The sequence below is a fragment of the Pseudidiomarina donghaiensis genome, from assembly GCF_900116895.1.
In the GTDB taxonomy this organism is placed as follows: domain Bacteria; phylum Pseudomonadota; class Gammaproteobacteria; order Enterobacterales; family Alteromonadaceae; genus Pseudidiomarina; species Pseudidiomarina donghaiensis.
Window position 1 is genome coordinate 125,388 of record NZ_FPCF01000005.1, and the last position, 19,374, is coordinate 144,761.

21 protein-coding genes and 1 tRNA gene are annotated in these 19,374 nt (G+C 47.6%); 13 read left to right on the forward strand and 9 right to left on the reverse strand.

The genetic code is table 11. The features are described from left to right. Window positions 1-11: 11 nt before the first annotated feature. A complete protein-coding gene (locus tag BM334_RS09615; protein ID WP_092841186.1) occupies window positions 12-854 on the forward strand; it encodes a 23S rRNA (adenine(2030)-N(6))-methyltransferase RlmJ in 843 nt (280 codons plus the stop codon). On the opposite strand, the gene BM334_RS09620 is transcribed toward BM334_RS09615, so the two are convergent. Together BM334_RS09620 and BM334_RS09625 are read right to left on the reverse strand one after the other, a co-directional pair. Then, entirely contained in the window at window positions 851-1,744 is an 894-nt protein-coding gene (locus tag BM334_RS09620) for a phosphoribulokinase (RefSeq protein ID WP_055438894.1), read from the reverse strand. The genes BM334_RS09615 and BM334_RS09620 overlap by 4 nt on opposite strands. A gap of 68 nt (window positions 1,745-1,812) precedes the next feature. Then, window positions 1,813-2,046, reverse strand: a complete 234-nt coding sequence (locus tag BM334_RS09625; RefSeq protein ID WP_092841188.1) for a SlyX family protein — start codon at window positions 2,044-2,046, stop codon at window positions 1,813-1,815. Between the two features lie 87 nt (window positions 2,047-2,133). Here BM334_RS09625 and BM334_RS09630 point away from each other — a divergent pair, with 87 nt between their 5' ends. Next, window positions 2,134-2,913: an FKBP-type peptidyl-prolyl cis-trans isomerase gene (locus BM334_RS09630; RefSeq protein ID WP_092841190.1), complete on the forward strand. Its 780-nt coding sequence runs from the start codon at window positions 2,134-2,136 to the stop codon at window positions 2,911-2,913. Window positions 2,914-2,940: 27 nt separating this feature from the next. On the opposite strand, the gene rsd is transcribed toward BM334_RS09630, so the two are convergent. After that, complete coding sequence (rsd, locus tag BM334_RS09635; protein ID WP_092841192.1) at window positions 2,941-3,411, reverse strand: sigma D regulator; 471 nt, start codon at window positions 3,409-3,411, stop codon at window positions 2,941-2,943. Window positions 3,412-3,499: 88 nt separating this feature from the next. On the opposite strand from rsd, the gene nudC reads away from it, so the two are divergent. The 4 genes from nudC (at window position 3,500) to BM334_RS09655 (ending at window position 9,773) form a co-directional block, all read left to right on the forward strand. After that, entirely contained in the window at window positions 3,500-4,327 is an 828-nt protein-coding gene (gene nudC, locus BM334_RS09640) for an NAD(+) diphosphatase (protein WP_092841194.1), read from the forward strand. Between the two features lie 77 nt (window positions 4,328-4,404). Continuing rightward, window positions 4,405-5,469: a uroporphyrinogen decarboxylase gene (gene hemE, locus BM334_RS09645; RefSeq protein WP_092841196.1), complete on the forward strand. Its 1,065-nt coding sequence runs from the start codon at window positions 4,405-4,407 to the stop codon at window positions 5,467-5,469. 131 nt (window positions 5,470-5,600) lie between these two features. After that, on the forward strand, window positions 5,601-6,659 hold the full coding sequence (locus tag BM334_RS09650; protein WP_092841198.1) for an efflux RND transporter periplasmic adaptor subunit: 1,059 nt from the start codon (window positions 5,601-5,603) through the stop codon (window positions 6,657-6,659). A 3-nt stretch (window positions 6,660-6,662) separates the two neighbouring features. Next, the gene (locus tag BM334_RS09655; protein WP_092841200.1) at window positions 6,663-9,773 is read left to right on the forward strand and encodes an efflux RND transporter permease subunit; all 3,111 of its coding nucleotides are present in this window, start codon (window positions 6,663-6,665) and stop codon (window positions 9,771-9,773) included. A 13-nt stretch (window positions 9,774-9,786) separates the two neighbouring features. Here the strand turns inward: BM334_RS09655 and BM334_RS09660 are convergent, their stop codons facing one another. From BM334_RS09660 to rsgA, 3 genes are read right to left on the reverse strand one after another with little or no spacing between them, the layout of a single operon-like run. Further along, complete coding sequence (locus BM334_RS09660) at window positions 9,787-10,515, reverse strand: glycerophosphodiester phosphodiesterase (RefSeq protein ID WP_092841202.1); 729 nt, start codon at window positions 10,513-10,515, stop codon at window positions 9,787-9,789. 2 nt (window positions 10,516-10,517) lie between these two features. Beyond that, complete coding sequence (gene asd, locus BM334_RS09665) at window positions 10,518-11,387, reverse strand: archaetidylserine decarboxylase (protein ID WP_092841204.1); 870 nt, start codon at window positions 11,385-11,387, stop codon at window positions 10,518-10,520. After that, on the reverse strand, window positions 11,384-12,442 hold the full coding sequence (gene rsgA / locus BM334_RS09670) for a small ribosomal subunit biogenesis GTPase RsgA (RefSeq protein WP_092841206.1): 1,059 nt from the start codon (window positions 12,440-12,442) through the stop codon (window positions 11,384-11,386). Before rsgA ends, asd begins: the two co-directional genes overlap by 4 nt. 91 nt (window positions 12,443-12,533) lie before the next feature. Here rsgA and orn point away from each other — a divergent pair, with 91 nt between their 5' ends. From orn to arsJ, 7 genes are all read left to right on the forward strand, one after another. After that, complete coding sequence (gene orn, locus BM334_RS09675; RefSeq protein ID WP_092841208.1) at window positions 12,534-13,085, forward strand: oligoribonuclease; 552 nt, start codon at window positions 12,534-12,536, stop codon at window positions 13,083-13,085. A 33-nt stretch (window positions 13,086-13,118) separates the two neighbouring features. Beyond that, window positions 13,119-14,435 carry a hypothetical protein gene (locus BM334_RS09680; RefSeq protein WP_092841210.1) on the forward strand — a complete coding sequence of 439 codons (1,317 nt, stop codon included), beginning with the start codon at window positions 13,119-13,121 and terminating at the stop codon, window positions 14,433-14,435. Next, the gene (locus BM334_RS09685) at window positions 14,435-14,749 is read left to right on the forward strand and encodes a hypothetical protein (RefSeq protein WP_092841212.1); all 315 of its coding nucleotides are present in this window, start codon (window positions 14,435-14,437) and stop codon (window positions 14,747-14,749) included. The genes BM334_RS09680 and BM334_RS09685 overlap by 1 nt, the downstream gene beginning before the upstream one ends. A 43-nt stretch (window positions 14,750-14,792) precedes the next feature. Beyond that, a tRNA-Gly gene (locus tag BM334_RS09690) sits at window positions 14,793-14,868 on the forward strand. 122 nt (window positions 14,869-14,990) lie between these two features. Next, window positions 14,991-15,749: a metalloregulator ArsR/SmtB family transcription factor gene (locus tag BM334_RS09695; RefSeq protein ID WP_092841214.1), complete on the forward strand. Its 759-nt coding sequence runs from the start codon at window positions 14,991-14,993 to the stop codon at window positions 15,747-15,749. After that, the gene (locus BM334_RS09700) at window positions 15,739-16,740 is read left to right on the forward strand and encodes an ArsJ-associated glyceraldehyde-3-phosphate dehydrogenase (RefSeq protein ID WP_092841216.1); all 1,002 of its coding nucleotides are present in this window, start codon (window positions 15,739-15,741) and stop codon (window positions 16,738-16,740) included. The genes BM334_RS09695 and BM334_RS09700 overlap by 11 nt, the downstream gene beginning before the upstream one ends. Continuing rightward, complete coding sequence (arsJ, locus tag BM334_RS09705) at window positions 16,734-17,945, forward strand: organoarsenical effux MFS transporter ArsJ (protein WP_092841218.1); 1,212 nt, start codon at window positions 16,734-16,736, stop codon at window positions 17,943-17,945. The genes BM334_RS09700 and arsJ overlap by 7 nt, the downstream gene beginning before the upstream one ends. Here arsJ and BM334_RS09710 read toward each other — a convergent pair. From BM334_RS09710 to BM334_RS09720, 3 genes are read right to left on the reverse strand one after another with little or no spacing between them, the layout of a single operon-like run. Beyond that, window positions 17,935-18,588: a hypothetical protein gene (locus BM334_RS09710; RefSeq protein WP_092841220.1), complete on the reverse strand. Its 654-nt coding sequence runs from the start codon at window positions 18,586-18,588 to the stop codon at window positions 17,935-17,937. The genes arsJ and BM334_RS09710 overlap by 11 nt on opposite strands. Next, the gene (locus tag BM334_RS09715; RefSeq protein ID WP_092841222.1) at window positions 18,582-18,986 is read right to left on the reverse strand and encodes a hypothetical protein; all 405 of its coding nucleotides are present in this window, start codon (window positions 18,984-18,986) and stop codon (window positions 18,582-18,584) included. The genes BM334_RS09710 and BM334_RS09715 overlap by 7 nt, the downstream gene beginning before the upstream one ends. Then, window positions 18,986-19,357, reverse strand: coding sequence for a DUF423 domain-containing protein (locus BM334_RS09720; RefSeq protein ID WP_092841267.1), 372 nt, complete (start codon window positions 19,355-19,357; stop codon window positions 18,986-18,988). Before BM334_RS09720 ends, BM334_RS09715 begins: the two co-directional genes overlap by 1 nt. Between the last annotated feature and the right edge of the window lie 17 nt (window positions 19,358-19,374).

The following is a 19,374-nucleotide window of genomic DNA, read 5'->3' on the forward strand; positions in this document are numbered from 1 at the left end:
AAGGTACCCAAATGAACTATCGGCATAGTTACCATGCCGGCAACTTTGCCGATGTTGTCAAACACGTCCTTCAATGTGTTGCGTTAGATTACCTGCAACAAAAAGATAAGCCGTTCTTTCTGCTCGATACCCACGCCGGTGTGGGCATGTATGACTTGCTTGGTGAGCAAGCGCAGAAAACGCTTGAGGCTGAACATGGCGTTGCGCGCTTGTTAGGGCGCGATGACCTACCAGCAGCGGTACAGCGTTATGTCAACATGGTGCGTAGCCACAACCCTGCTAACGAGCTGCGCTGGTATCCCGGCTCGCCTTGGTTCAGTGCGTCGCACCTACGTGCAAATGATCAACTGACCCTGTGCGAGCTGCACCCTCAAGATGCCCAAGAGCTCGGCGAAAATGTTCGTGAATTTCCTGCAGCGCGACAAATTAAGGTGCAAGCGAGCAATGGTTACGGCGCGATTAAAGCGCTACTGCCGCCGCCGCAGAAACGTGGCATGGTGCTCATTGACCCACCGTTTGAGCAGCGGGATGAGTTTGAGCAAGTGGTACGCGCATTGCGCGAAGGTGTTAAACGTTGGGCTAACGGCATTTATGCGGTTTGGTACCCAATAAAAGATCCGCTAACGGTGGGTGATTTTCATCAAAAAGTGAAGGCTATTGCTGGTGTTGATAAGCTATTCGCTGTAGATATTTTGATTCGTCAAGCGCAAGACACCTCGAAACTCAACGGCTGCGGCATGCTATTCATCAACCCACCGTTTGGTTTAACCCAGCAAGCCGACGCCATTATGGCGTACTTAACGCCCATACTGGCACAAGACCGCGGCGCTGAGTACCAGGCAATTTGGCTTTAACGGCTGAGCCAGTCGATATGCCCACCATTGCGCTGCTTATCAAGAATTTCTTCAATAAGCGGCGCTAGTATTAATTCCATAGCAAATACCATTTTTCCGCCAGGCACCACTAAGGTGTTCATGCGTGACATGAATGCGCCGTCTATCATGCGCAAATAATACGGGAAATCGACGTTTTTCATGCCGCGAAAACGAATCACCACAAAGCTCTCATCTAGCGATGGAATATCTTTAGCGCTAAACGGGTTTGAGGTATCGACGGTCGGTACGCGTTGAAAGTTAATATGGGTTCGCGAGAACTGCGGCACTATATGGTGAATATAGTCTTCCATGCTGCGCACAATACTTTGCGTAACCGCTTCGCGCGAATGGCCGCGCTCAGAAGTGTCTCGCAGAAGCTTCTGAATCCATTCTAGGTTAACAATAGGCACCATGCCGATAAGTAAATCGACGTGTTGCGCAACGTCATAGCCTTCACCTGCAACACCGCCATGCAAGCCTTCATAGAACAACAAGTCGGTATCGGCCGGCAGTGGCTCCCAGGGAGTAAATGTGCCGGGCACTTGGTTATAAGGCACTGCATCATCGAAACTATGTAAGTAACGGCGAATCTCGCCATTACCGGTTGCGCCATACTGCCTAAACAATGCCTCTAAACGCGCAAAGTCATTGGCTTCGGGGCCGAAATAACTAATATGGCGACCTTGCTCTTGGGCCTTACGAATCGCTAGTTCCATTTCCGGCCGTGAGTAACGGTGAAAGCTGTCGCCCTCGACACAAGCGGCCTCAACATCCAACGAACGAAATATATGACGTAAAGCTTGGCTGGTGGTGGTAGTGCCTGCACCAGATGAGCCCGTTACGGCAATAATAGGATGTTGAATGGACATGAGACCTCCGTAAAAAGTAGAAAGAATGTTATACGGGGTCGCTCGCGGCGGGTCAAGTTTTGTGCAACTCAGTAATGTGGCGGAACATCATCAGCTGGGTTATTGGGCATGTCGCCCTGGCGATCGTTAATTTGTTGGAACTTTTCGCCTAAAACCTGCATCTTACGCTGCAGTATTTGTAATTCATGTGCTTGTTGAGTTACCAGTTGATTCAATGTTTCAATGGTGTCTTCCTGAAAAGTAAGCTGGCTTTCGAGATCAGCTATTCGTTGCATTAAGTCATCTTGATTGTGCGCAGCCATAGGCAAACACCCCTAATTATGTGTAGTATATTCAGCGCGACGAATTACAACTTACTCTGACAGAGAATTCAATCCTGGAGACAATAAATGAAGCAATTTAAAAAGCCATTAGCGCTGGCAGTAATCGCGCTTGCAGTATCTGGATGTATGCAGCAAGAAGAGAAATACCCAGTGAGCGAAGCTGCGCCAGAAGCTGAACAAGAAAAAATGGCTTACGCATTCGGTTCAAGCTTAGGTGAATTTGTAGGGCAAACTCTAGATCGCCAAGACGAAGCTGAGTTTGTTTTAGACCGTGAACTTGTGATTACTGGTTTTGTTGATGCGATTAAAGGCGAGGCTAAAATTCCTCAAGCAGAAGCAGAAGAACTAATCATGGCCATGCAAGCAAAAATTGCTGAGCAACGCAGCGCTGCCATTGGCGGTAAAGCACTTGAAGAAGGCCAAGCTTATCAAGCAGAGAATGCTAAAAAAGAAGGTGTTCAAGTTACTGAATCCGGTCTGCAATACGAAATATTAGCGGAAGGTCCAGAAGGCGGTGCCTCACCAGTAGCAACGGATTTAGTCAAAGTTCATTATACTGGCACCTTGGTTAACGGTGACAAATTTGATAGTTCTCATGACCGCGGCGAGCCTTTGATTATTCCACTAAACCGGGTTATTCCTGGCTGGACTGAAGGCGTGCAATTAATGAGCGAAGGTGACAAATATCGCTTCGTTATTCCTGGCGATATCGCTTATGGTGAGCGCGGTGCAGGCAATGGTCAAATTCCACCAAACGCAACGTTAATCTTTGAAGTTGAGTTACTTGAAGTGGTTCAGCCAGAAGACCCTGAGCAACCAGATGTAGAGGTTGAAGCCAAGCAATAATTTGCTCGGCTTACGCTAGTTAGAGCCTTAGAGCAGCTGGTGCTGCTCTAAGGTATTTAATAACCTATCTTCAAATTCCATTCTTAATTCAATCGCTTCACCTAAATTTGATAAATCGCGATCAAAACCTTTTAATTCAGATTCAGGCGTCACTTCGCTGTATTTGTCATTAAAGTCCAACGCAATATCGGTGGTGTCGCTAATTAGTGGGAATAACTCTTCGGCAAGCTCGCGGGTCGACTCAGGAGCAGAGCGGCTATTACTAATTATCTGGTCATAAATTTCAAAATGACCGGCAGAAACGTAGTCCATCAATAGTCCGCAAAAATTGCTGACATCTTGTGCGGCAGGCAATGCGTGTGCATCGCGTTCGTAGGGTGGCAAGCCGGCTAATTTAAAATACTCTATGAGCATGGCTTGGCGTTCATGTAACCAAGTATCCACAGCGGCGTGGGCGCCTCCCCAGCGTTGCTTGGCTTGCTCGTTACGTCGTAACATGGTTGTCTCCGTTTGCTGAATAGCTTCCAATCTACTGATGATGCTAAGCTAGCGTCAACTGTTTTTCACATAATCAGGTGAATACTGAATGAATAAACCTTACCAGAAACCCGCGCAAGACGAACCAGTATGGTGGTTTGTAATTTCGGCTGGCGACATTTTAGTTACAGACGACAAGCAAATACCACACGGCTATTTAAGCGAATTGCCAATGCCTGATTTACGCGAATACAAAACTGTATTTATTGGCGAACTGCGTGAGCGGCATTGTTATTTAGTTATCGCCGACTTCGGTGATACAAATTTTAGTGCGGTTGGTGACTTTATAAGTGTTCGTGAGTTGATTACCAAAGACGATGATGCGCTATTTGCGATGGCTGCGCGGGCGAAGCAAGTGGCCGACTTTTTGGCAACCCATCGTTTTTGCGGTCGTTGCGGTGCGCGGATGCAAGCAGTCGATTGGGAGCTAGCAATGCACTGCCATAGCTGCCAGCATCGCTGCTACCCGCGTATTTCACCATGTATTATTGTTGCAATTCGCCGCAATAACCAAATTTTGCTGGCGCGCGGCAAACGCCATCCTGAAGGCCTTTATTCGGTACTTGCCGGTTTTGCTGAAGCCGGTGAAGCGCTGGAGCAAACCTTGGCTCGCGAAGTTATGGAAGAAGCTGGCGTAAATATCAAAAACCCACGCTATGTCGGCAGTCAATCTTGGCCATTTCCGAATTCGTTGATGGTTGGATTTGTTGCAGATTGGGCCGGTGGCGAGGTAAGGATTGATCCATTTGAGCTAGAAGAAGGCGGTTGGTTTGATATCAATAAGCTACCACGTATACCTGGCGAGGGAACCATCGCCCACAAGCTGATTATGCGCGTAAAAGCTGAAATTGATCAGGAAAGAAATAGTGAATCCTGATAAAATACGCCAACTTAATTCAAGGCTACCTAGCATGCGAAATAAGCGCATGGAATACACACGGGATACACACAAACATGGCTGAGTTGAAAAACGATTTGTACTTACGCGCGCTGTTGCGTCAACCCACCGAGCGCACACCAATTTGGATGATGCGTCAGGCTGGACGTTATTTGCCTGAATATCGTGAAGTACGTAAGCAGGCTGGTGACTTCATGTCACTTTGTAAGAATCCGGAGTTGGCCTGTGAAGTGACATTACAACCGTTACGTCGTTTTGCGTTAGACGCCGCCATTTTGTTCTCAGATATATTAACTATTCCAGATGCCATGGGCCTAGGCTTGTACTTTGAAGCTGGCGAAGGTCCAAAGTTCAAACACCCCGTTCGTGATTTAACGAGTATTAGCAGACTTGGTGTGCCTGACCCTGAACAAGAGCTTCGTTATGTGATGGATGCGGTGCGCACCATTCGCCGTGAGCTTGACGGTCAAGTGCCATTAATAGGCTTCTCAGGCAGCCCATGGACACTCGCGACCTATATGGTAGAAGGCGGCAGTACCAAGAACTTCAGTGAAGTTAAAAAACTAATGTTTAGTGAGCCACAGGCCATGCACCTGTTGCTTGATAAGCTGGCGCAGTCAGTAACTAGTTATTTGAATGCACAAATTGCCGCAGGCGCTCAAGCTGTGATGATTTTTGATACTTGGGGTGGGGTATTGAGCCCACGCGATTATCGCGAATTTTCACTGCGTTATATGCAGCAAATTGTTGATGGTTTAACGCGTCATGCAGACGGCCGCCAAGTACCTGTAACCCTGTTCACTAAAAATGGCGGCGCTTGGTTAGCAGATATGGCAGCCACTGGCTGTGACGCTTTAGGTGTTGATTGGACAACAGACCTTGGCTTTGCTCGCCAAGCAGTCAATGGGCAAGTTGCTTTGCAAGGCAATATGGACCCAAGTGTGCTTTATGCGCCACCAGCGCGTATAGAAGAAGAAGTTGCAACCATTCTTGCTAGTTATGGTCATGGGCATGGTCACGTATTTAACCTAGGTCACGGAATTCACCCTGAAGTGGATCCTGAGCACGCAGGGGCATTTATTGAGGCGGTTCACAAGCTTAGCCCTGCTTATCACAAGTAATCAAGCCCGCTGCTTGGTATATTTGCGGTAAACCCCGCTTAATGTCCGATAAGTGGGGATGTCCGATAAAATCCCTAGGTTACAATAGAGTCAAGAATGACATTATGCCTACGTTGTAACCTGAGGGATTTATGGCCGCACGAAATCTTTTCAATCCAATTTTCATTTTTGTAGTGCTACTGATTGGCGCTGCAGTCTATTTCTTCGGTTTTGCCGACCCCAATGCCGGTAAAGAAGAGCGGCCTCAAAACCCGGTGCCGGTGCGAATTCAAACCGCTCAAATTAGCGAGTTTCGTGATGTCATTGAAGCCTTAGGTACCGCGCAAGCCAATGAATCGATTGTTGTCACAGCACAGGCCCAAGACGTGGTCATGGCTGTGCATTTTGATGATGGCGACGTTGTTAAAGCGGGTGAGCTTTTGGTTGAGCTGGACTCTCGCGAGGAAAAAGCACGTGTTCAAGAGCTCAAGTTTCGCTTGGCGGAAGCGAATCGTCAGTACCAACGATTAGTCGATCTACGTCGTCAAAATGCTGCTTCGCAGCAGCAGTTAGAGACGCAAGACGTCGCGGTTAAAAACATTATTGCAGAACTTGAAGTCGCGGAAACATTGTTGGCGCAGAAACGTATTGTCGCGCCATTTGGTGGGCGCTTAGGTATTCGCCATGTCAGCGTAGGCTCTTTAGTCTCGCCAGGTGAGCAAATAACGACACTAGACGATGTGACTCCAATTAAGCTCGACTTCAATGTTCCAGAGCTCTATTTTGCCAGTTTAAGTTTAGGGCAGGCTGTTGCTGCGCGCAGCGGCGCATATCCCGGCGAAGAATTTCGCGGTGAAATTCGCAGTATTGACTCTCGCGTTGACCCGTTGACTCGTTCTATTCTCGTTCGCGCAATTATTCCGAATGATGACAACAAATTGCGTCCAGGTATGTTGCTGCGCGTGAACTTATTGCGTAGTGTCGATAAAACCATGATCTTGCCCGAAAAAGCGATTGTTCCGATTAACGATCAAAGCTTTGTTTACGTGATTGACGAAAACAATGTCGCGCAGCAAACGCCGGTTACGTTAGGCCGTCGTAAGCCCGGTATAGTCGAAGTTATTGACGGCGTTAAGCCAGGCGACAACATCGTCACCGAAGGCATGGTACGCTTGCGCGATGGTGTTGCTGTAACCGTTCGGGAGGACTAATCCATGTTACTCTCAGATGTGTCGGTAAAACGCCCCGTTTTTGCCTCGGTGGTCAATATACTGCTGATTGTTTTCGGTATTGTGGCTTTCACCATGTTGCCGTTGCGTGAGTATCCAGATATTGATCCGCCGGTTGTTTCTATTGATACCAATTATACAGGCGCTTCAGCAGATATTGTTGAAACGCAAATAACACAAGTTATTGAAGATCGTATTAGTGGCATTGAAGGAATCAAAAATATTAACTCGAGCAGTCGCAATGGCCGCTCGCGAATCAGTATTGAGTTTACGTTAAACCGCGATATTGATGCCGCTGCAAATGACGTTCGAGACCGAGTATCACGAGTGCTGGATAACTTGCCGGAACAAGTAGATCCACCTGAGGTGTCCAAGGCGAACTCCGACGAAAGCACCATTGTTTGGTATAACTTGCGTAGTGAAACCATGTCGGTGCTTGAGTTAACGGACTATGCAGACCGTTACATAGCCGATCGACTGTCAGTGGTCGATGGCGTGGCACGGGTGCAATTGGGCGGTGAGCGCCGTTATGCTATGCGCGTATGGCTTGATCGTGATGCCATGGCCGCACGAAATATCACCGTAACAGATATTGAAAGCCGCTTGCGTTCGGAAAACGTTGAATTACCTGCCGGTGAAGTTGAGTCAATCGATCGTGAGTTTACCGTACGCGTAGCTCGAACCTATCTCACCCCTGAACATTTCAAACGGCTTACGATTAAACGTGGTGACAACGGGCAGTTAGTCAGATTAGCGGAAGTGGCGCGCATTGAAATGGGCGCTGAAAATGACAAAACTGATTTCCGTGGTAACGGCATCAACATGGTTGGTATTGGTATTGTAAAGCAATCTAAAGCCAATACCTTAGAGGTAGTTGAAAACGTTAAGCGTGAAATCAACCAAATCGCTGAAACCTTGCCGGAAACCATGTTTATAGTACCAAGTTACGATTCCTCTATTTTCATTAAGGGGTCAATTGACGAGGTATACAATACGCTGGGTATCGCAATGGCCCTTGTGGTTGTTGTTATCTATATGTTTTTAGGAAACATTCGAGCCACTCTAATTCCCGCATTGACCGTGCCGGTGGCAATCATTGCATCTTACATTGCGCTCTTTGCGATGGGTTTCTCTATTAACCTGCTAACGTTACTTGCTTTAGTGCTGGCCATTGGACTGGTCGTTGATGACTCTATTGTCGTACTTGAGAACATTTACCGCCGAGTAGAAGCAGGGGAGCCGCCATTATTAGCTGCCTATCGAGGTGCCCGAGAAGTCGGTTTTGCGGTAGTTGCAACCACCCTTGTATTGATATCTGTGTTTGTGCCACTGGCCTTTTTGGATGGCAATATAGGCCAACTATTTACTGAGTTCGCGCTAGCAATTGCCGCCGCGGTAGCGTTTTCCAGTATTGCTGCCCTAACCTTATCGCCAATGTTGAGCTCTAAAATTCTTCACAAAAAGGAGCGCTCGAGCAAATTCGGCCAAGTTATAGATAAAGGTTTTAATTGGGTCGAAGCGGGCTATGTACGCGTACTCAAACGCACCTTAGCGTACCCTTGGATGGCGGCTTTGTTGGTCATTCTAGCCGGTGTTTTGTCATACGGCATGATGCAATTTATTGAGCAAGAATTTGTGCCGCCTGAAGACCGGGGGACTTTTTATGTCATGGTTCGCAGTGAAGAAGGCGCGAGCTTTGAATCGAATTCAGCCAATATGCGTGAAATTGAAAGTATTTTGATGCCGTATATTGATCAAGGCAAAGTTGACCGCTTGATTATTCGCTCACCGGGTTGGGGCAATTCGGCAGGTGTGGCGATTGTCGGTGCGGTGCCTTTTGAGGAGCGCGATTGGTCGACCTTTGAGCTGATGGACGAGGTATCAAAACAACTGAACCAAGTGACTGGGGTGCGTGCATTTGCATTTATGCGTAGCGGTATTAGTGGTGGTGGCGGTCGACCCGTACAGTTCGTCCTGCAAGGAAACACGTACGAGCAACTGGCTGCATATCGCGATATTGTGGTTGAGAAGGCCAGCCAAAATCCGAACTTGTTAGACCTAGATAGCGACTATAAAGCGACCTTGCCACAGCTGCTCATTCGAATTGACCAAGAACGCGCGTCCGATCTTGGGGTATCGGTGGGTGATATAGGGCGGACTCTTGAAACCATGCTTGGCCAGCGACGCGCAACGACTTATCTTGATCGCGGCGAAGAGTACGACGTTATTCTTGAAGGCGAGCGTTCAGATTATCGCAGCCCCACGGCTATCGATAATATTTATGTGCGCTCAGCCAGCTCAGGTTCATTAATTCCGTTGTCGAATCTAGTAACTGTGGAAGAACAGGCCACTTCCGGCTCACTGAATCGTTACAACCGTATGCGCAGCATTACTATCGAAGCAAATCTCGCGGAAGGTTACTCGCTCGGTGAAGCGTTAGCTTACCTCGAAGAGATTGTCCGGACTGAATTACCGGAAGACGTTAGTATTGATTACAAAGGCGAATCACAAATGTACAAAGAGAGCGGAAGCTCAGTTGTCTTTGTTTTTGTGTTGGCTTTGTTGGTTGCCTATTTGGTGCTGGCGGCCCAATTTGAGAGCTTTATTCATCCACTGGTTATTATGCTTATGGTGCCAATTGCGTTCTTAGGTGCAATTATCGGCTTATATACCACAGACATGACCATTAATATTTATAGCCAAATTGGTATCGTGATGTTGATCGGCCTTGCGGCGAAGAACGGCATACTTATTGTTGAGTTTGCTAACCAGCTACGCGATGCGGGTATGAAGTTCGACGACGCCATTGTAAAAGGCTCACAGCAGCGTTTACGTCCTATTGTGATGACGGCGTTTACCACACTGATGAGTTCGCTGCCGCTTATACTTGGCTCAGGGCCTGGTGCAGAAAGTCGTATGGTGATTGGTATTGTTATCTTCTCTGGGGTAGCGTTATCGGCGTTCTTGACGATATTTATCATTCCAGCACTTTATTCGCTGTTGGCTCGTAACACCTCTTCGCCTGAGCAGTTAGCGCATGAGTTGGCGCAGCTTGAGCAGCAACACCCTGATAATAAAACGGAGGCGTCGCTATAGCGGCGCTTGCCACTCAAACCCAACGGTTCGCCTCTTTGGCGTCAACGTACAGGCCGTTGAGTACATTTTTAGCTAGCGTGGGGTGGTTGGTAAAAATACCATCTACCCCCATGCGCTTAAGCTCAAGCATATCTTGTGGTTCATCTACCGTAAACACTAAAACTTTCAGCCCTCGCAGGTGTGCATCGGCGACAAATTCCGGCGTTATAAAGTCGACATCAATATGTACTGACCATGCCTGTAACTCACTGGCGAAACGTGCATAGCTAAGTGGGCAGCTAGTCGTTAGTGCGCCGATAGATTGTTCTGGATGGTCTTCTTTGAGTTGTTTTAACCAGTGATGATTAAAGCTTGATACTAAAAGTTGTTCTGGCTGGAAACCCGATTGCTCAACTGCACGGCGCAAATGGCGCGTTAAACCGCGGGTGATATCGGCCCCTTTTAGTTCGATATTCACCATACAGCGCCCGCCAATAAAGTCGAGCACTTCGTCCAAGGTTGGAATAGGGTGTTGACCAAATACTTTTAAACTGCGCAGTTGTGTAAGGTTAAAATCTTGAAGTCGACCTTCTTGTGCGGTTAATCGGGCGAGGTAACGGTCGTGGAATACAATCCATTCGTCTTCAAGCGGATAGACGTCAATTTCAATACCATCGGCTTGCGCATCTAACGCCCGCCCAAAAGCCGCAATCGTATTCTCTGGGGCTTCAAAGCTAGCGCCACGATGCGCAAAAATAAGCATGTTTAGTCGTCGCGTTTGCCGAGCACATCACCCATACGGGTCGTTGTGCCTGCTTTAAGGTCGTCGGCGAAATCAATCACGTCATCGGGGAACAACAAAATCACCGTTGATCCTAATTTGAAGTGACCCATTTCTGCACCCTTTTTAAGGCTAATTGCTTGATCACCGCTGGCCGGATATTCCCACGTGTGAACATCGGTCCCGCGTGGTGGAGTGACGGTCTCAGACCATACCGTACCAATGCTAGCGACAATTGTTGCCCCAACCAAAACCATGGCGAACTTACCAAACTCGCCTTCAAAAATAGCGACGACGCGCTCATTTCGGGCAAATAAGTTTGGCACGTTGGCAACGGTCAACGGGTTCACGGAATAGAGATCACCAGGAACATAAATCATTTTACGCAGCACGCCATCGCACGGCATATGAATGCGATGATAATCTTTCGGGGCTAAATAAATAGTCGCAAAATCGCCGTCGCGAAAAGCGTGTGCATCGCGCGGGTCACCACCTACGAGTTCAGTCAAACTGTAGTCATGGCCTTTCGCTTGAAAAATACGCCCTTCTTCAATGTCACCTAATTGACTGATAGCGCCGTCAACCGGGTGAGCAAATAATTCAGGCTGGTCGGCTTTTAATGGGCGCAGCTCAGGTTTTAAATAGCGGGTAAAAAATGCATTAAAGGTTTTGTAGGCACGCGGGTTCTCGTGAATCGCTTCACTCATGTCAATTTTATAGTGGCGAATAAACCACCGAATAAATGCCTGCGTAAACCAGCCGGCTTGCGCTGCAGCAAATTTACCGACTAAACGTGACACTGCATGCTTCGGTAACCAATGCTGCAATTGAATTTTTACGCGATCCCAATTCACGACTTTTTACCTCGAGTATTTGCTCTGGTCGGCTTGTTGGCCGACATGGATTCAATGATTCTATGGAAATTGTACAGCCGAAGTGCGTGCAGGTCACCTGCTTCGAGCGCTTCTTGTAAGGCACAACCAGGGTCATCGATGTGCTTGCAGTCGCGAAATTTACATTGGCCAAGGTATGGCCGAAAATCGCGATAACACCAAGCAACGCGCTCTGGCTCTAAGTGCCACAAGGCAAACTCGCGTATTCCTGGAGAGTCAATTAAAATACCGCCCGTGGGCACAACATAGCGAGTGGCTACAGTGGTTGTGTGCTGCCCAAGCCCTGAGTTGTCTGATACGGCGCCAACATCGGCATCAATGTCTGGCAATAACGCATTGACCAACGAGGACTTTCCGACCCCAGATTGACCCACCACAATCGACACATGCTCATCTAATAATCGATGCAGATCAACCAGCGATTGCGGGTGTTTCGCGCTGACCTCTAATACTTGGTAGCCAATATCGCGATAAACATCGAGCGCATTGTAAATTTCTTGCTGTTCGGTTTCATCTAAACCCGCGATTAAGTCTGCTTTGTTAAGCACAATAACCGGAGTCACTTCAATGTCTTCGCAGGCCACTAAATAGCGGTCAATAATTTGACTTGAAAACGCAGGAACCACACTTGAAACAATGAGAATTTGGTCGACATTAGCCGCTACGGGCTTTAAACCGTCGTAATAGTCGGGACGACACAACAGTGACTGGCGCGGCTGGACCGCCTCAATGACCCCAACCACATCGCCGGAGACTTGCTGAAAGCGTCGCCATACCACCACGTCACCACAAACTAAGGAGTCTACGGTGCGACGAATATGACACCGCAGAGAAGCTTCAGTGTCGGTACAGATGACTGCTTGATGACCAAATCGGCTAACCACAATGCCGGCTTCAGAACTACCTAGCACGGCATCTTGAATGTCGGTTTCCAGCTCTGCTTGCTGTATACGTTTTTCTTGGTTCGAACGAATACGGCGCAGTTGTCCTTTATTCAGTCGTCGTTGTTTTGCCATGTAATAATTTCCAGTTCATACTGGATTTGATCATACATTATTACGCACAATAGTGCCTGAACTTAATTGTAACCAACAGCAAGGACAAAATATGAGCGCAAGTGCAGAACGTCTTATTTGGATTGATCTCGAAATGACAGGTTTGAGCCCTGAATATGACCACATTATAGAGATTGCCACCATTGTGACGGATTATGACTTGAACGTACTTGCTGAAGGGCCAGTGATTGCGGTGCATCAACCGCAAGCGAACCTCGATAAAATGGACGACTGGAACGTTCGCACCCATACGACATCTGGCTTAGTAGCGCGCGTGCAAGAGAGCCGCTATGATGAGCAACAAGCAAGTGATGAAACGATTGCGTTTTTAGAACAGTGGGTTACGGCAGGAAGCTCGCCTATGTGTGGGAACAGCATTTGCCAAGACCGCCGGTTCTTAGCCCAGCATATGCCACAGCTAGAAGCTTATTTTCATTACCGCAATTTAGATGTCAGTACACTGAAGCAATTAGCAAAATACTGGGCGCCGGAAGTGGCCAATGGGCTCACTAAACAGGGCGCGCACACGGCTTTAGCCGACATTCGTGAGTCGATAGAAGAACTCAAATATTATCGCACTCATTTATTTAAATCCGGATATTAGATAATAATAACAACAACAAGGAATACGAAGCACATGTTAAAGCTCCTTATTGTCGGAGGTTTAGTTGTACTTCTTGGCTTTACTTTCGGGCCGCCCAAATATGTGGTTTTTGCTGAACAGCAAACACTCATTGAAACGCCATATGGGCAGCAAACTGCTTATTTGGCGTGGCATATTAACCGCTGGCTACCTATTCAGGCACTCGCTGAACTGGTTTGGTATGCGCCTGAAGTAGATAGTGAAGTGGCACTAACGCCGCAGCAGTTGCGCGAAACAAGCGTGCCATTTGCGATTCCTGGCGGTTTTGTCAAAACCTATTTGTGGTGGTTGTTGCCGCCTTTCTTTTTGGGGTTGCAAAAGCTGCTGAGTATCGGTTTTTTTGCGCTTCGCCAGGTACAGTCTCACAAAAGAAATTTCTATTTGGCGGAGCGACGCAATACCATTATTGCGTACGAAAATTTCCTCAAGCTCACTAAAGACGTTCCCTATAAGCCATTCCGTTTGCGTCGCAAAGCAAAGCAGGCACGTGAGCAGCTGTATGAGAACTATATTCAGTCGTTATCACGTTCGTCGCTCAATGACGAAGAGCGCGTGTTTAATGGCGCCGTTGCTAAAATGTTGGCGTTTAACCGAGATCATCAACAACGTTTTCTGCCGTTAAAGTTACAGATGGAGCCTGGAGTGCTCGCGCTAACCCGAGGCGAATATAAAAAATTCATGAAGTTTGAAGGGTATTTTGAAGAACGTATGAGTCAGGCGGCCAAACAGTGGCTATTAGAGCTGCATGGTAGCGGCGTGCCAAGTATGTCAGAGCTTTACGAGAATTGGGATGGCCGTGCCCGAAGTTGCGCCAAAGCCATTCTCACTGCGCGTCAATGGCGGCCATTAACCGACCTTCGCGAAGGGTTTAAAACTTATGTCAGCGATACACTTTTTAGAACCTTAGGGCGTGCGCAATCGCAACACCAGCGCGATGACTTAGTGCGTCATGCTGAGGCCTACCTGACCTATTCGGTGTATCGCTACATGCCGGTTGACGCACGCTTGAATGACTATGAGCAAGAATTTAAGCGGTTAATAGGTAAACGCATCGCGCGCGCAATGTCGTCCTTATTTCCGCAAGAAATATCAACCAATGGTGTGAAGCCCGATCTATTCCTCAATCCGTCATTTCGTAACGACAGTCATGTTGCCAAGTTGAATATTGAGTTGGTCTTTGAGAACAAAGTCATGCCTGATGGCATGCCAGTGTTGAGTAATTCTCTGTATTTAGTGTTGCCGGGAGAACCACCACAAAGACTGCTAGAATTAGAAGCGAAACTAAATACCAAAGCAAAGGAGGCTGAATAATGCGCAAAGTTTTACAAGCAATGACGTTACTCGGTCTCATAAGCATATTCAGTTCGCCCGTGATGGCTACCCAAGAGAGTCCACACTCCGTTTCTGACCTGCAACAATGGTACTGCAAGGCGCAGGATTTTATTGATGAGGCCGGCCTAGTGCAGTCGTGGCTCGATCGGGTAAAAAAGAATTCTATCGTATTTGTTAATAATCAAGGCGTGCAAACTGCTAGCCCAGTTGTGGTTGCGTGGAAAAAAACACCAGAATGTTTAATTAACGAGCGAACGAACGAAAAAAGCGAAAAAACCGAAAAAAGTGGTTGACGAGAATGCCCTGATCCGTAAAATACGCCCTCGTTAACACATTGCGAGAATAGCTCAGCTGGTAGAGCACAACCTTGCCAAGGTTGGGGTCGCGAGTTCGAATCTCGTTTCTCGCTCCAAATTTAAAAAAGCCCGAAGGTTTACGCCTTCGGGCTTTTTGCTTTCAGATTTCCAGAATTTTCTTGCTGGTAAAACATATTCGATCTACCATATATATGATTATTCATATGTATGGTGCCCCATGAAGATACTTTTCTTGTGTACTGCAAATTCCGCACGCTCGATTATGGGCGAAGCCATTTTGCGGCAGTTTGTTGGCCAAGGCATTCAGGTATATAGCGCTGGTTCAGCACCAACAGCGGTGGAACCGAAAGCACTGGAAACACTTCGGAAATTCAAGGTGGATACCACGGGGCTGCGCGCCAAAAGTCTCGCTGACTTGCCTACTCATGAATTTGATTACGTAATAAGTTTGTGTGATCGCGCTCGCCATGAATGCCAAACGGAATTTGGTGATAGCAAATTCATTGCTTGGGACTTTCCGGACCCAGTGAGTAGCTCCGATCCGCAAGCCTACACACGTACTGTGCATGAATTAAGCGAGCGCATACGTATGTTCTTACTGATTTTGCGCAAAGGTAGCAAGCACAAGCAATTATTCAATAGCCCCGAAGATTTTTTCAAAATAATGGCGGACCCATTACGGCTGTCTATGATCTTAATGTTGGCGCAACACGCTCAGCTATGTGTGTGCGATTTTGTCGAGTCGACCGGTATGTCACAGCCGAAAGTATCGCGACACTTAGCCCAATTACGTGACTTTGGGTTACTCGTTGATCGTAAGCAGGGGCGCTGGGTTTACTACCGGTTAAATGAAAGTATGCCCGATTGGATGCGCCAAGTTATCGACATCACAGCGAACCATAATCCACAGCTTTACCCGACACCGATACATTGTTCGGCAAGCACAGAATATTTGGAGACACAGCATGACAGTTAAATTGGGAATTAACGGTTTAGGCCGCATTGGCCGTTTAGCATTTCGTATTGCGTGGAATAATCCAGCTTTTGACATTGTGCAAGTGAATGACCCCGGTGCCGATGCCGAAACCTTTGCGCATTTGCTCAATTTTGACTCGGTACATGGGCGCTGGCAGCATGAAGCGACAGCCGATGGTGACACTTTGGTTATTGGCGAGCGCCGTATTGCCTTTAGTCGCCACAAAACCATTAGCGATAATAACTGGCGCAACTGTGATGTCGTGCTCGAAGCCTCGGGCAAAATGAAAACCGTCAGCGTACTGAATGACTACCTTGAGCAAGGGGTAAAACGTGTGGTTGTTTCAGCGCCAGTAAAAGAGCCCGGTGCGCTGAATATTGTGATGGGTGTTAACGATCACTTATTTGACCCCGCACAACACCAAATTATTACCGCGGCCTCATGTACCACGAATTGTTTGGCGCCGGTCGTGAAAGTACTACAAGATAAAATTGGCATTAAGCACGCCTCAATTACCACAATACATGACCTCACCAACACCCAAAGTATTCTGGATGCTCCGCATAAGGATCTACGCCGCGCTCGTGCTTGCGGTATGAGCCTCATTCCAACGTCAACGGGGTCGGCCACCGCTATTGTGGAAATATTTCCTGAGCTTAAAGGCAAAATTGATGGCCATGCAGTACGTGTACCCTTGGCTAATGCGTCGTTAACCGACTGCGTATTTGAGGTGAAAAAGCCTACTTCAGTTGCTGAAATTAACGGCTGGCTAAAGTCTGCCGCGCAAAACGAGCTCAAGGGTATTCTTGGCTACGAAGAGCGCCCGTTGGTGTCCATTGATTATAAAACCGACCCACGCTCAAGCATTATTGATGCGCTATCAACCAAAGTCATCAACGGCACCCATGTCAAAATTTATGCGTGGTATGACAATGAGTGGGGTTACGCAAATCGCACCGTTGAGCTAATTGAAAAGGTTGGCACATGTTAGGTCAGCTTGCCCCGGCGGTTAGGCAATACCTTATTGTTACCGGCAACTACTGGGCATTTACCCTTACCGACGGTGCGTTACGAATGCTGGTGGTATTGCACTTTCACCAGCTTGGTTACAGCGCGCTTGAAGTTGCCATGCTCTTTGTTTTTTATGAATTTTTTGGGGTGGTAACGAATTTGTTTGGCGGCTGGTTAGGCGCTCATTGGGGGCTTAACCGCACCATGAATATTGGGTTAGGGCTGCAAATTGCAGCGCTTGCTATGTTACTGGTGCCGCCTACCATGCTTACGGTAGTGTGGGTGATGCTAGCGCAGGCGCTTTCCGGTATTGCCAAAGATTTGAATAAAATGAGTGCTAAAAGCACCATCAAGCTTTTGGTCGACGACAGCCAGCAAGGCCAATTGTACAAATGGGTGGCGTTGTTAACAGGCTCTAAAAATACCTTAAAAGGCATTGGCTTCTTCTTAGGTGGCTTGCTACTTACGCTGGTGGGCTTCACGTGGGCCATTGCCAGTATGGCGATTATGCTGACATTGGTTTGGTTAATAAGCTTGGTGGTGTTAACCAAAGACGTTGGGAAGGCTTCGTTTAAACCCAAGTTTCGCCAGCTACTGTCAAAAAGCCGCCCGATTAATGTTTTGTCGGCAGCCCGGTTTATGCTGTTTGGAGCGCGCGATGTTTGGTTTGTGGTTGCGCTTCCGGTTTTCTTAGCTGCACAGCTAAATTGGAGCCATTGGCAAGTAGGAAGCTTTTTGGCTTTATGGGTTATTGGCTATGGTGTGGTGCAGGCTGTGGCGCCACGTTTTACCGGTGCAAACTTGGCTGCAGCAAGGCAGCAGATTGTTATTTGGGCTGGCTTGCTATGTGCTGCGCCACTGGGGCTTGCTATCGCGCTGTGGCAACAATGGCCGATTGCTGAAACTGTCATGATTGGCCTAGCTATTTTTGGTATTTTGTTTGCGCTTAACTCGTCACTACATAGTTACTTGATTGTGGCTTATTCACGGCACGACGGGGTGTCGCTCGATGTCGGTTTTTACTACATGGCGAATGCCGGAGGGCGCCTGCTCGGTACTATTCTTTCTGGTTGGGTGTATCAGCAATGGGGGATTATGGCCTGTTTGTTGGTTTCCACCGTTATGCTGGTGCTAGCTGCGCTGGCTGTGTCATTACTTCCTGAGCGTGAACAGGCTATTCAATAGCCTGTTCGTTGATGGTTATAACCTGGCTGATAACCAAGTCGCCGCTGGTTAACTGATAACCTTCAAATTCGACACTATGGCGGCCTTCATAAACTCCTAAACGTCCTTCAAATATAGGTTGACCTTGTGCACTGCCTTCTAGCGTTAAAAGCCCCGTTTCGGCATCAAACACACCGTTCATATATTTGGCTTGCTCTGAGTTGGCAAGGCGCTCAATGAGATCAATTTTATTCGGGCTTAAGCGCGTCGCAACTTTTGTCGGTGAGCACAGACTGACACCAACCGTGCCGTCACTTTGAGCAAAAACAAGATAGAGTTGCTGCGCGAGTGTTTCGCCACACATTCCGCCGTTAGGCTTATGCTGCGCCACTAAATGGGTTACATAAGCAGGTTCGCCTTTAAAGGTTTTCACTACGTCAAATAACCCATTAACTTCACCAGGGTCGTAGGTCGCCTCATGCCCAGCGCGAACCACAATAACTTCTTTTATTTGCGCCAAAAATACGTGTTGCGCCTCATTGAAATCGCGCACGGTATTTGGGGCAATACACGAGCAGGCATTGGCATTCGTACTGAAGAAAAATAACAGGCTTGCAACAGCAAAAATTGGCAACCATGTCATGACCTTTTTAAGGTTTACCATGATGTTTTTCTCCAAAGAACTAACAGTGGCTGCCGCCATGGCTGCAATTCAACTTCGCCATTTTGAATATTCACGGATACCGCAAGTAGTTCGTTGCCGTGTTGCATAACATCGCCACTTAACACTGCGCTGACACCTTGCTCAGCAGCAAGTTGTCGGAGGTGATCGGCATTGCTACTTAAAAAATACTGTTTTAGTTCCTCTGCGCTTGGCAACCGCCACTGGGGGTTTTCTTGTAGCCATTGTTTGGCTTCATAGGCGCTCATTCGTTGCACTTCTGCACTGCATTTGTTGTCTTTAAATTCTTGCCCAGCCCAGCATTTTTCCCACGGGCTGTTGCACGCAAGTGTTGGGCTCGTCCACACGAATAATAGCGTGATTAAAATGAATTTTTTCATCAAAACTCCTTAAGCATCGCCCAGAAGATCCAGATCCAAGCCACAATAAAACAAACGCCACCAAGCGGTGTAATGGGGCCAAAAAACTTCAGACCAGTTAATGCCAGTAAATATAGACTACCGGAGAATAAAATGATGCCGGCGAACATAATCCAACCGCCGGTGCGTAAGCCTGAAGCGTGTGGATAAGGAATAAGCAATACGGCAACCATGAGTAACCCTAAAGCATGATAAATGTGATACTGCACACCGGTTTGAAACACTTTGATCATGTCTGCTGAAATAATGCGCTCAAGGCCATGTGCCCCAAATGCGCCAAGAATTACCCCAATAGCCATATTGATCGCGCCGAGCATAACGAATACTTTCATAGTATCTAAACTCACTG